At 63.1% G+C, this 13,074-nt stretch carries 9 protein-coding genes; 6 read left to right on the plus strand and 3 right to left on the minus strand.

Annotated elements, in window-relative coordinates; all coding sequences use genetic code 11:
• Positions 1-101 precede the first annotated feature (101 nt).
• The 5 genes from FJ953_RS00290 to FJ953_RS00310 all read left to right on the plus strand — a co-directional run bounded on the left by FJ953_RS00290 (position 102) and on the right by FJ953_RS00310 (position 5,411).
• Complete coding sequence (locus FJ953_RS00290; protein ID WP_140500737.1) at positions 102-1,184, plus strand: amidohydrolase family protein; 1,083 nt, start codon at positions 102-104, stop codon at positions 1,182-1,184.
• Positions 1,185-1,193: 9 nt separating this feature from the next.
• Positions 1,194-1,547 carry a Rieske (2Fe-2S) protein gene (locus tag FJ953_RS00295; protein WP_140500687.1) on the plus strand — a complete coding sequence of 118 codons (354 nt, stop codon included), beginning with the start codon at positions 1,194-1,196 and terminating at the stop codon, positions 1,545-1,547.
• 99 nt (positions 1,548-1,646) lie between these two features.
• On the plus strand, positions 1,647-2,681 hold the full coding sequence (locus tag FJ953_RS00300; RefSeq protein ID WP_140622693.1) for a glycine betaine ABC transporter substrate-binding protein: 1,035 nt from the start codon (positions 1,647-1,649) through the stop codon (positions 2,679-2,681).
• A gap of 86 nt (positions 2,682-2,767) precedes the next feature.
• On the plus strand, positions 2,768-3,898 hold the full coding sequence (locus FJ953_RS00305; protein ID WP_348641797.1) for a betaine/proline/choline family ABC transporter ATP-binding protein: 1,131 nt from the start codon (positions 2,768-2,770) through the stop codon (positions 3,896-3,898).
• Positions 3,885-5,411, plus strand: coding sequence for an ABC transporter permease subunit (locus tag FJ953_RS00310; RefSeq protein ID WP_210242372.1), 1,527 nt, complete (start codon positions 3,885-3,887; stop codon positions 5,409-5,411). The genes FJ953_RS00305 and FJ953_RS00310 overlap by 14 nt, the downstream gene beginning before the upstream one ends.
• Positions 5,412-5,491: 80 nt before the next feature.
• On the opposite strand, the gene FJ953_RS00315 is transcribed toward FJ953_RS00310, so the two are convergent.
• From FJ953_RS00315 to FJ953_RS00325, 3 genes are read right to left on the minus strand one after another with little or no spacing between them, the layout of a single operon-like run.
• A complete protein-coding gene (locus FJ953_RS00315; RefSeq protein WP_224618847.1) occupies positions 5,492-7,048 on the minus strand; it encodes a trimethylamine methyltransferase family protein in 1,557 nt (518 codons plus the stop codon).
• A gap of 14 nt (positions 7,049-7,062) precedes the next feature.
• Positions 7,063-9,528 (minus strand): FAD-dependent oxidoreductase, encoded by a 2,466-nt coding sequence (locus FJ953_RS00320; RefSeq protein WP_140622695.1) that lies wholly within the window; start codon positions 9,526-9,528, stop codon positions 7,063-7,065.
• On the minus strand, positions 9,525-11,972 hold the full coding sequence (locus FJ953_RS00325) for an FAD-dependent oxidoreductase (protein WP_140622697.1): 2,448 nt from the start codon (positions 11,970-11,972) through the stop codon (positions 9,525-9,527). The genes FJ953_RS00320 and FJ953_RS00325 overlap by 4 nt, the downstream gene beginning before the upstream one ends.
• 119 nt (positions 11,973-12,091) lie before the next feature.
• Here FJ953_RS00325 and FJ953_RS00330 point away from each other — a divergent pair, with 119 nt between their 5' ends.
• Entirely contained in the window at positions 12,092-13,069 is a 978-nt protein-coding gene (locus FJ953_RS00330; RefSeq protein WP_140500683.1) for a LysR family transcriptional regulator, read from the plus strand.
• Positions 13,070-13,074: the final 5 nt, after the last annotated feature.

The following is a 13,074-nucleotide window of genomic DNA, read 5'->3' on the forward strand; positions in this document are numbered from 1 at the left end:
GTATCTAGCTGTTCATACGCTTGATCCGTGCACTATCAAAGCGGAAGTTCGGTGCAGAAGCCACGGCGTCAGTGACGGCCGCATCAAAGGAAGAGGGAAAAATGTTCATAGTCGATTGCGATTGCCACAACTATTGGTCCAACGCGACGGTGCTGGAGCCCTACCTGTCCGGTGTCTGGAAAGACATGTTCATCGAGGGCGAGAAGACCGGCCCGGTCGGCGCTTTTCCGCACGGCCATCGCCCCTGGTTTCATCCGCAGGATTTCTCCCGCAAGGATGTGCGACCGAAGGTGGAGGCGGACAACTACCTGATCATGAAGGAGAAGCACCTCGATAAATACAATGTCGGAGTGGCAATCCTAACTGGCGACGAGCCCATCGAAGCGTCGACACTGGCAAATCCCTATTACGCTAGCGCGCTGGTAAGCGCCTACAACGACTACCAGATCAATGAATGGCTGCCGAAAGACAGCCGCTTCATGGGCTCCATCATCATCGCACCGCAAGACCCGCGCCTTGCGGCGGCGGAGATCCGGCGCCTCGGCGAGCATCCTCGGATGGCGCAAGTTCTGGCCTCCCAAGGCTCTGTGCGGCCGTATGGCGACCCGTTCTATCACCCGATCTTCGAGGCCTGTGCCGAGGTCGGTTTGCCGTTCGCCATACATCTTGGTGGACATGGCGGCATCAACTGGAACGCTGTCGCGCCAGCGCCCACCACTTTCTTCTGGGAGACCCATGCGATCCTGCACATGTCGGCCATGTCGCATGTGGCAAGCATGATTGCGCATGGCGTTTTTGAGAAATGGCCGGACCTCTACTTCGTGATCATCGAGTGCGGCGTCGCCTGGGTCCCGTCGGTCCTGTGGCGCCTGGATGCCGACTACAAAGCACTGCGAAAAGAGACGCCATGGCTGAAAATGCTGCCGTCGGAATATTGCCGGCGCAACATCCGCTTTTCCACCCAACCGCTGGAGCAGCCTTCGAATGTCAACCACCTCTGGGCGATCCTGGAGGCCATGGACGGGGAGAACACGCTGCTGTTTGCGTCCGACTACCCCCATTGGGACTACGATGACGTCAACACTTTGCACATCCCGCCGGAATGGCGCCGCAAGGTGCTCGGCCAGAATGCGCTGGACGTTTACAAGCGCATTCCCCGCCCGCAAGCCGCTGCTGCAGCGTGACGACCTGACATGGCTGAGAAGACTTATATTTGTCGCGCCGACGAGATCCAGGTCGGAACGCCGTTCATCGCCAAGGTGCGCAGCCTGTCGATCGGCGTGTTCCGGATCGGCGATAGTTTCCATGCGTTGCTGAATGTATGCCCGCATCGAGGGGCCCCCCTTTGTGAGGGACCGCAATGCGGAACGACTGCTCCCGTCGAGCGAGCCGAATTCATCTATCACCGTGAGAATGAAATCGTTCGCTGTGCCTGGCATGGGTGGGAATTCGACATCAGGTCGGGCGCAGCATTGGTCAACCCGTCCGTTCGCGCGAGGACGTTCCCAGTCTCCGTCGAAGCAGGGAGCATATACGTGACGGCCTGAGCATGGAGACACCCTCTGCCTACAGAGCGGGTATCGGAATCTCAACGACCGCCTAATGCGCTTCATCGTTTTTGCTAATGCGGCACAATTTGGGATGGATTGCCTGCACGTTTCGCTAACTTGACCAATAAGCTGAGAAAAATCAGCGCAACTCAACTGGGGAACGATATGAAAAACCGACTTCTTGCACCATCTCTGGGCGTTCTATTGTTGGCGCCGGTATCGTCGGCGTTCGGTGCAGACGTGACTATGCCGGATCCAAACTATGCTACCGCAACGGCGGTCATGAACGTCATCAAGAACGCGGCCGAACAGGAGCTTGGGCTCGACATTTCCACCGTCACCACCACCGCAGTCCCAGTCATTTGGGAAGCCATGGATCGCAACAAAGGGGAGGTCGACATCTGGCCAGATGTCTGGCTGCCGAACCAGCAGGGCCTGGTAGACAAATATGTCAAAGGCGCCGGCACGGTGAAACTCGCGCAGAACGGCTACGAAGCCAAGCAAGGCTATTGCGTCACCCAGGTCACGGTCGACAAATATGGCATCAAGGATGTCGCGGATCTCACCAATCCGGACAACGCCAAGATCTTCGACACCAATGGCGACGGCAAGGGCGAAATCTGGATCGGCGCGTCAGGCTGGCAGTCGACAAACATCGAAAAGGTGCGGGCCCGCGACTATGGATTCGCCGATTTCTTCGATCTCCAGGTGACCGACGAAGCGGTGGCCGCGGCATCGCTCGACCGGGCCGCGAAGGCAGACAAGCCATGGGTCGGCTACTGCTACGGCCCACACCAGAATTTCGCCCGCTACAAGCTTGCCTTTCTCACCGAACCGAAACACGACCCAGCCAAGTTCATGATGCTGCAGCCGAGCGAGGATCCTCAATGGTTCGAAAAATCGAAAGTGTCGTCGGCATATGCTGACACCACCGTGCACATCGCCTATGCTGGTTCGCTGGCCCAGCGGCAACCGGAACTGACCGCCGCCCTGGATCGGATTACTTTCAATCCGGACGACATCAGCAAATGGGCCTATGCAATCATCGTCGACAAAAAGCCGGCAGGCGATGTGGCGAAGGAATGGATCAAAGCCCACCCCGACGACGTGGCGAAGTGGTTCGGTCATTGAAGTCCAGGGCCGGCATTGCAGGCTCTGAACCGGCCTGCACTGTTGCCCGGCCGCTCAAATCCGTGATCGGACGGGAGCGGTAGACGGTGGACACCGCACCGATCATTGCGCCGGGAGGACCCGGCCTGGCGGACTGCGGAGACGCGGCAAGCCACGGTGCCGCCATCATTTTGAAGGGCGTCTGGAAAATCTTTGGCGCCCGCGCGCCAGTGGCGATGATGGCAATTTTGCGCGACCGCCTGGACAAGGACGAAGTGGCCAGGCGCTTCGGATGTGTCGTGGGCGTCGCCAACGTCAACATTTCGGTTCGGCCGGGTGAAATCTTCTGCGTCATGGGCCTGTCGGGCAGTGGCAAATCGACATTGATCCGCCATATAAACCGCCTGCTCGAGCCGTCCGCCGGCGAGATTTTCGTCGACGGTGAAAACGTCATGGCCAAGTCGCCCGCTGAGTTGAGGGCATTGCGGTCTCGCAGGATCGCCATGGTGTTCCAGAGCTTCGGTCTGCTTCCGCATCGCACCGTACGCGACAACGTCGCGCTCCCGCTGGAGATCCAAGCCGCGACCAAGCAGCGGAGATTTGACGCGGCCGAGGCGGCACTTGCCAAGGTGAACCTGTCGGGCTGGGGGGATCGCTACTGCCATGAGCTCTCAGGCGGCATGCAGCAGCGCGTCGGCCTCGCCCGCGCTTTGGCTGCCGATCCAGCGATCCTGCTCATGGACGAGCCATTCAGCGCGCTCGATCCCTTGATAAGGCGGCAACTTCAAGACGAGTTCCTGGCCCTCTCGCGCTCGATGGGAAAGACAGTGATCTTCATCACCCATGACCTCGACGAGGCGATCCGGATCGGCGATCGCATCGCGATCATGAAAGATGGCGTCATCGTCCAGACCGACACGCCCGAGGAGATCGTCACATCTCCGAAGCACGACTATGTCGCGAAATTCGTCGCCGACATCTCGCGCCTGAAGGTGATCACCGCCGGGCGCATCATGGAGTCGGTCGAGAGTTTCAAGAGCCGGTCTCATCCGGAATTGGACGTCGAGCGGTTGCGCAGGGTGGATTCTCGAGAATCCCTGGCCGAACTCGTCGAACTCGCGGCACGGGATGCCGCACCGCTTGCTGTGACAGATCCCGGTGGGTCTGTCGTCGGCATCGTCGACAGGCAGATCCTGCTCCACGGTCTGCGAAAGGGCGAAATCCGTGAACGCCCATGATCCTGTCGCTGTGCAATCGATAGAGTACGCCCAACCGGCAGAGGAAGGACTCGTTCGGGAATTCGTCCTCCGCAACCCCGATTACTATATCGATGTGTTCGCCCGCATCCGGCGGGCGTCCGGTGCCGTCTGGCCGTTCAACCTGGCGGCCGCACTGCTTGGGCCGGTCTGGGCCGCTGCCCGAGGCATCACACTTCTGTTCTGGCTCATCTTCTTCCTGGAGACGCTTGCGGTGGTTCAGATCGGCGTCGGCGCGGCTGGTAACCTCGGCGCCGCAGAGCGAGCACGAGCCGAACGCGTGACCAAGCAGGCACAGGCGCGCGCGGAACAGGCAAAAGCCGCCGAGGCAGCGGGGGCGGACAATGCAGCTGGCCTGAGATCATCAGCGGCCGCTCTGGAGAAAGCTGCCAACACGGCCAGAATGCGGGCCGACGCCGCAAAGGCGAAGGCGCCGGTTGTAATCGGGTCCGGTATTGTCACTTTGCTCTTCGCCAGGTTGATCGCCGGTTTCCTCGCCAACCGGATGCTGGAGCGGCGCTTCGCGCGCTGGCGTTCGAACCCGACGCTTCAGCGCGGGCTCAATCATCCGCTGGCGCTATGCGCCCTTGCCTTCTGCATCGCAGCCTATGGGCTTTCGGTCTATCGCTTCGCCGCGCCGACACCAGCCGTCTGGCTGATTGCCGCGCCCTCGAATCGCGAGTGGCAGGCCGCGTTGTCATCGGGTCTGGACAGCCTGATGGGAGCGGTGTCGCATCTCGGGGAGGGCTTTTTCGGCGGCATCACAGGCGCAATATCGTTGGTGCTGGATGCCTTGGCCTATGGACTGACGGGCATGCCCTGGCCAGTGACGATGGCGATCATTCTAGCCCTGGCCTGGCAACTGGCGGGGCCGCGCGTCGCCATCTTCACCGCGGCTGCGCTCGCCTATCTTGCCGTGCTTGGCTTTTGGGAAAAGAGCCTGGAAACAGTCGCCCTGTTGGGCACATCGGCCATTATCTGCCTCGCGATAGGAATTCCGCTTGGGATATGGTGCGGACGCCGACCGCGCGTCTATGCCGCCGTGCGGCCGGTGCTCGACTTCATGCAGACCATGCCGGCATTTGTCTATTTGATCCCGGTGATCGCATTGTTCGGCATCGGCAAGCCGCCCGGCGTCATCGCCACGCTGATTTTCGGTACTCCGCCAGTGGTGCGCCTGACTGCGCTCGGTTTGCAGGGTGTCCCGCCGGCCATTAGAGAGGCCGCGCAAGCCTATGGTGCAACAAGATGGTTTCTCCTGACCCGGGTCGATCTCCCGCTAGCGATGCCTTCCATCATGGCCGGCATAAACCAGACCATTTTGATGTGCCTTTCAATGGTGGTCATCGCTTCCCTGATCGGCGCCAAAGGGTTGGGAGAAGATGTCCTCAATGCGCTTCAATACGCAGCTGTCGGGCAGGGACTGCTCGCGGGCTTCGCCATACTTCTCTGCGCCATGATCATCGACCGTATCGTGCAAGGACGAACCAGATAAAGCCGTTTGGGAACGATCTTCTCGCGGAATTCGGCCGGTCAACATCTCACGAACGGGCCATCAAAGATGCGGTGCCGGCTCTAGAAATAAGCCTGGTCCGGCTCGCTGGCCTTGCGGTTGGCGATGAAGGCCTGGAGCGCTTCGTCGATCGCCGGATCGAGCCCCGGATCCTGGTAGTCGTCGAGCAGCCTCTTCCATTGCCGGTTGGCGCGTTGCGCGGCGTCGAGCCGGCCGTCCTCGTTCCATTGCTCGAAGGAATTGTTGTCGCTGCTGGTGGAGCGATAGAAGGCCGAGAGGAAATTGGACTGCGTATGCGCACTGCCCAGGAAATGCGATCCCGGCCCGACCGCTTCGATCGCCTCCATCGCCTGGGCATTCAGCGACAGATCGATGCCTTCGAACAGGCTGGCGACTTTGCCGCAGAGATCGGCGTCGATGACCGTCTTTTCGAAACCGGTGACCAGTCCGCCCTCGAGCCAGCCGGTGGCGTGGTTGATCACGTTGGCGCCGGCAAACATCGACATCAATATGCCCCATGTCGCTTCCTGCTCGGCCTGTGCGTCGGGAAGCTTTGAGGCCGACAGCGAACCGACGGTGTGGAACGGAACGCCGACGCGACGCGCCAACTGCCCGCAGGCGAGCACCATCTTGCCCGCTTCCGGCGTCCCGAAGGTCGGCGCTCCACTCTGCATCGAGATCGTGCTGGCAAAGCTTCCCATCAGGCAGGGCGCGCCGGGGTTGATCAGCTGTACGAGGCTGAGACAGGCGAGCGCCTCGGCCAGCACCTGCGCCAGCGTGCCGGCGACCGTGCACGGGCTCATCGCGCCGGCCAGCGTCCATGGCGTGCAGGCGACCGGCTGGTTGTTGCGGGCGCAGACCTTCAGCGAACCCGACATGTTGGCGTCGAGCACCAGCGGCGCATTGGTGTTGGAGACGTTGTAGAGCACAGCGTTGTTGGCGACGAACTCCTCGCCGAAGACGATCTTGGCCATGTCAACCGCGTCCTGTGCTCGCCTCGAACCGATGAACGCGCCCATGAAGGCACGGTCCGAATGGCGGATGTGGGTGTAGAGCATGTCGAGATGACGCTTGTTGGCCGGCAGGTCGACAGGCTCGCAAACGACGCCGCCCGAATGATGCAGATGCGGGATCATCTGATGGATCTTCACCAGATCGCGGAAGTCCGCGATCGTGGCGTAGCGCCGTCCCCGATCGAGATCGTGGACGAAGGGCGGCCCCCACGACGGACACAGCACGGTGTTGTCGCCGCCGATCACCACCGTGTTGGCCGGGTTGCGGGCGTGCTGCTTGAATTGCGAAGGCGCGGTGGCGCGGACGATCTTGCGGCACATGCCGGGCTCGAAGCGAACCCTGGTGCCCTGCACGTCGGCGCCTGCATCGCGAAAGATGTCGAGGATCTCGGGATCGTCATGGAACTCCATGCCGACCTCCTTGAGCAGCCGGTCGGCATTCGCCTCGATCAGGCTCAGGCCTTCCTCGTCGAGGATATTGAACGTGCCGATCCGCCGGCTGATGTAGGGACGCCGCGGCGCCTGCTGGGCCAGGCGCTGGCCTTGCCTTCCCGCTCGGCCCCCGCTTCGTGGCGCTGGAGCGTCGATCATCGCGTCCTTGTCCATTTTCGTCTCCGTGATCAGGCAGGCATGAAGGCGGCCGGCGCATCGGCCTGAAGGCCGCGCAGCCGCAGATTGTCCGGATCGTAAGGCGCTTTCTTCAGCTCCCGCGCCGTCAGTTCCCTGCCGAGGATCGAGACGGTCAGGCCTTCAGCCGCAACACCGGGTCGCAGATAGGCGAGCGCAACGGTCTTGCCGGTGCGGAAGCCGTGGCTGCCGGAGGTAACGACCCCGACCGGGCGCCCCGCCTGCATCACGGCGTGGGCGTAGAACGGCAGCCTCTCGCCGTCGTCATCGATCTCGAGCAGCAGCATGGACCAGGCGCTTTCGCCGATGCGCTCCAGCATCGCCTCACGGCCGACGAACGTCCGGTTGTCAGTCTTGACCAGCGCACCCAGCCCAGCCTCCAGCGGCGTACGTTCGGTGGTCAGGTCGGCGCCCCAAGCACGATAACCTTTTTCCAACCGCATCGCGTTGAGCGCGTAGATGCCGAACGGACGCAGGTCGAACTGCGTTCCGACCTTGGTGATCGCTTCGTAGAGCTTGCCGAACTGCGCCAACTGAACGTGCAGTTCCCATCCGAGCTCACCGGCATAAGAGACCCGGAGCGCTGCCGTCTTGATGCCGGCCACGCGGATGATCTGCGCGGAAAGCCAGGGGAATGCAGCATTCGATAGATCGGCTTCGCAGATCTTTCCCAAGAGGTCACGGGCACGCGGCCCCATCACGCCGAGCACGCCGCGCCTCTCGGTGACGTTGTCGATCGTCACACCTGGAAAGGCTGCGGCGCGTGAGCGTAGCAGACCTTCGTCATGTCGCTCCGCAAGTGCTGCGCTGGTCAAGTAGAACCCATCGTCGCCGAGTCGGGTCACGGTAAATTCCGACGCCACGCCGCCCTTTGCCGTCAGCGCGTGAATGAGCCCGATGCGGCCGTGACGTTCCGGTGGTCGGTTGGCGCCGAGCGAAGCCATGAAGGCGCTGGCGCCTGGTCCGCCGATCTCGAATTTGGAGAAGGCCGAAAGGTCGATGGCGCCGACGCTGGCCTGCACGTCACGGCACTCGCCGCGCACCGCGTCGAACCAGCCGGGCTTGCGGAAGGTCAGTGGCGGGTCACGGTCGGCGCCGTTGGCAGCGAACCAGTTCGGCCGCTCCCAGCCATAGGCGGCGCCCAGCACTGCCCCCTGGCTTCTCTGAAGTTCGAGCGCCGGCGTCGTGCGGCGCGGGCGGCCGGCCTCGCGTTCCTCGTTGGGATAGTGGATGCCGAATTGCAGGCCGAACCCTTCCACCGCCTTGTCGATGCGATAGTCGCGGTCGGCATAATTGCCGAAGCGGCGTGGGTCGATGGCAAGCGCATCCATTGGCGGTGATCCGTCGACGATCCAGTCGGCGAGAAAGCGACCGGCGCCGCCGCCTTCCATCACGCCCATGCTTGAGCCGGTGAGCAGCCAGGCATTGCCGGGGCCGAATGCCGGACCGACCAGCGGATTGGCATCCGGCGTGAAGGTGATCGGCCCGTTGACCACCGTCTTGATGCCGGCATTGGCGAGTGCCGGGACACGCTCCATCGCCAGCGCGATGATGTGCTCGACCCGATCCAGGTCGGGCGGCAGCAAGTCCATGCCGAATTCTGGTGGCACGCCATCGACCGCCCAGGGGTGAGCCGACTTTTCATAGGGGCCAACGATAAAGCCGTCGCGCTCCTGGCGCAGATACCAGCTTTCTTCCGGATCGCGGATGATCGGCAGTTCCTTGGCGCCGGCGGCGATCCGGTCGGCAATCTCGGGGACGGTATCGGTCACGACATATTGGTGCAGCATCGGCACCACGGGCAGGTCGAGCCCCATCATGGCGCCAATCTCGCGGCACCATGTGCCGGCCGCGTTCACCACATGCTCCGCGACAATGTCACCCTGTTGTGTGCGGACCAGCCACTCGCCCGATGGCTTGCGCTCGATTGCCAGGACCGGATTGTGGCGCACGATCTCGGCGCCGCGCGAGCGCGCGCCGCTGGCCATTGCGTTGGTCGCCAGCGTCGGATCGACATGACCGTCATTGGGCTCGTAGATCGCGCCTATGATGCCGTCGGTATGGCAGAGCGGATAGATCTGCTTGAGCTCATCGGGACTGAGAATGTGGAAGTCATGGCCGACGAACCGGCCAAGCCCCTGCACATGGCGGAATTCGTCCATGCGCTCCGGCGAGCGCGTAATGCGCAATGCGCCGCTTGGGTGGAAACCTGTCGGCAACCCGGTCTCGGCGGTCAGGATTTCGCGATAGAGCCGCACCGAATGCGCGCGCATCTCCATGATCGTCGCATTGTGGGCGAAATGCGTGCAGAGCCCGGCGGCGTGCCAGGTCGAGCCTGCTGTCAGCTCCTGCCTCTCGACGAGCATGACATCGCTCCAGCCGCGCTTGGCCAGGTGATAGAGCAGCGACACGCCCATGGCGCCGCCGCCGATAACGACCACGCGGGCCTGTTGTCTCATGAATTTTCCTCCGCGCTTACGCGCATGCGCGATCCGGTTGGGTCATAGGGTGGCTTGTCGAGTGGGCGCAGCCTGTAGCGCGCACCGGCCACCGCGATCTGGTAGTCGCAGGCAAGCAGCTGCGTTTTCGTCTCGCCTGGATCACAGGCAACGTAGCCCAGGCAAAGGCTGAGCCCCGTGCGAACGCCGAGGCCACCTGACGTCGTCAACCCGGCAAGTTTGCCGTCGCGATAGATCGGTTCGTCATGCAGCAGAAGCGGATTGTCGCCGTCGACGGCGAAATGCATGAGCCGGCGCTTCAGGCCATCGGCCTTCTGCTTCAGCAGGGCATCGCGGCCGATGAAATCATCCCTCTTCCAGGACACCGCGAAGGACAGGCCCGCCTCCAGCGGCGTGTCCTTCGGCCCGATATCATGGCCCCAATGGCGATAGCCCTTTTCCAACCGGCAGCCATCCAGCGCGTAGTGGCCACAAAAGGTCAGGCCATGGGCGCCGCCCGCTGAGACGATCATGGCAAGCAGGCTCTCGGCGTGTTCGACCGGCACATAAAGCTCGAAGCCGAGCTCGCCGACAAAGCTGACACGTGTGGCCCGCACATTCGCGGTGCCGATGTCGATGCGGCGCGAAGTCGAGAACGGGAAGGCTGCGTCCGAAAGATCGACGTCAGTCAGGCTCTGCAGCAGCGCCCGCGAATTCGGCCCCATGACCCCGAGAACGGCCTCCGCGGACGTGGCGTCGAAGACCGAGACGTTGAGACCAAGATCCTCAGCATGGCGCGCGATCCAGGCAAAATCTTTCTGTCTGGTCGCGGCACCTGAAATAACCCGGAAGCCGTGCTCGTCGACTCGCGTGACCGTCACATCGGCCTCGATGCCGCCGCGTGCGTTGAGCATCTGCGTATAGACGGCGCGGCCTTCGGGCCTGTCGACGTCCCCCGCGCACAGGCTTTGCATCAGCTGGATCGCGTCGCGTCCACGCACATCGATCTTGGTGAAGGGCGAAAGCTCGAACAGGCCAACGCCTTGCGCCATTCGCTCGGCTTCGGCCTTGGCCGGGCTCCACCATTTCTGAGCGCCGACGGAATAGCCGCGCGTCTCCGTGCCGCCGAACCAGAGCGGTCGCTCCCAGCCGGTCGGCGCGCCGAACACAGCACCCGCTTCGGCGAACGTACGGTGAAAGGCGGAACGCCGCACCTCGCGCCCGGCGGCGGCCTGCTTGTAAGGCCAATGCATGCGGAAGAGGTCGGCAACCGCTTCCTCCATCCTGGCGCCGACGAAAGAGCGCGCCGCGGCGGCGCGGTCGAAACGGGCGATGTCAAGCGCCCACAGATCGAGGCTGGGCTCGCCGTCGACGATCCATTCGGCCATGGCCTTGCCGGCGCCGGCCGACGACATCATGCCTGTCGAGTTGAAGCCGGCGGCGACATAGAAGCCGCGCAGATAGGGCGACTCGCCCATCAGCGGCCGCGTGTCGGGGGTAAAACTCTCCGGGCCATTCATGAAGTGCCTGATGCCGGTCTGCGACAGCGCCGGCAGGAGTTTCAGCCCGGCCGACAGGAAAGGCTCGAACTGCTCCCAATCCTCGGGCAGTTCGAGGAATGGCCTGTCGCCAACCGGTCCGCGAACGTCGAAGAGCTTGGCGTTCGGCTCGAAGCCGCCCAGCACCAGCTTGCCCGAATCACCCTTGATGTAGATGCCTTCGTCGAGGTCGCGCAGGATGGGAAACGGATCCTGCAGGCCGGCGCTCGGCTCCGTCACGACATACATGTGCTCGACGGCCTGCAGCGGCACAGGAACGCCGGCGAGCGCGCCGATATCGCGCGCCCAGGCGCCGGCACAGTTGACGACGGTCTCGCAATCGATGGTGGCGCCGGAGGCCAGCTTGACGCCAGCGACCCGGCCATTGCGGGTCACGATGCCCGAACAGGCTAACCCCTCGAGGATGCGGATACCGGCGGCGCGGGCCCGTTTTGCATAGGCCGCACAGATATCAACTGGATTGGCCTGGCCGTCTTCCTCGACCCACAGCGCGCCCTCGACGCCATCGGTGACGATGCCGCGCACGTGCTCGGCCACGCCCGCCTGATCGACAATCCCAACGGTGAGGCCGCAGACATTGCCCAAATGCGCGATGCGCTTCAGTTCGTCCATGCGCTCCGCACGTCGCGCCAGCCACAGGCCGCCGGTGCGGCGGTAGCCGGACGCCTGGCCCGTCAGTTCCTCGAGGCGTGGAAACAGCTCGGTCGCATATTGCGCCAGCCTTGTCAGGTTGAGGCTGGCGCGTAACGGACCGACGATTCCGGCGGCGTGCCAGGATGTGCCGCTGGTCAGTTGGTGGCGCTCCAGAAGGACGACATCGCTCACGCCCAGTTCGGCAAGGTGATAGGCTATGCCGAGGCCAATGACACCGCCGCCAATGATCACGATGCGTGCGCTGCCATTCACCTTGTGGGATACCTTCGCTGGATTGGAACAGCGCGATCTTTTCCCGCTAAACTACTTGCGCTCAACCCAAATTTCGCAACATTAGGAAAACTTATGATGCTTCACGGGCGGAGTTGCGGGTGAAGAGCGGCAGTTTCGATTTCAACCTTTTCCGATCGATCGAGGTTTTCGTCGCCATCGTCGAGACCAGGCACGTCACCCAGGCGGCACAGATGCTGGGCATGACTCAATCGGCCGCTTCGCAGCATCTGAAGAACCTGGAAAGCGCGCTCGGCGTCAGCCTGATCGATCGCAATTTGCGGCCGATCGAGCTCACCAAAGCCGGCATCGCGCTGCATCGCCGCGCCGTTGCCATACTGGCCGAGGTCGAGGGCCTGCGCACCGACGCGCGGCGCGTCAATGCAGCACCGCTGCCGCTGTTGCGCATCGCGCTTCTGGCGTCGATCGCGACAACACTGGCGCCGGCGCTTTCGGTCCTTGCCCGCAAGGGTTTCGGCATTCCCGAGCTCAGCCTGTTCGCGGGTTTGGCGACCGACCACGTCGCCTTGCTGCGGGCCCGCCGCGCCGACCTCGCCGTCACCTCCGGCGAGCTGTTCGAGATCGAGGGACTGACGCGCTATCCTGTGATGACCGAAAAATTCCTGCTGGTGACGCCAAAGGGTTTTGCCGGCGATGTCGGTGACATCGTCAAGCTCTCCAAGAAGCTCGCCTTCGTGCGCTTCTCGCGCGAGACGCCGGTTGGCCTGCGCGTCGACCAGCATCTGAGCCGCCTGCGCATCGAGATCCCGCGTGCCATGGAAGGTGACCGCTCCAGCGTGGTGATGGCGCCGGTCGCGGCCGGCATGGGCTTTGCGATCCTGACGCCGACCCTGCTCATCGACGGGCTGGCGGAGGGTATGGAGATTGACGTCCATCCCTTGCCGTTCACCGGGCTGTCGCGCAACATCCTTCTGGTCGCGCGCGAGCGGGAGCTCGGAAACCTCCCCGAGGCTTTCGCCACGCGTACCGCGGAAGTGCTGACCAACGCGATCAGCACCCGCTTGCCTGGCCTTCCCGCCGACTGCTATGCCGTCGATCGCCCCTCGTCGCATGACTAATCAAC

This window comes from Mesorhizobium sp. B2-3-6 (assembly GCF_006442305.1).
Lineage (GTDB): Bacteria > Pseudomonadota > Alphaproteobacteria > Rhizobiales > Rhizobiaceae > Mesorhizobium.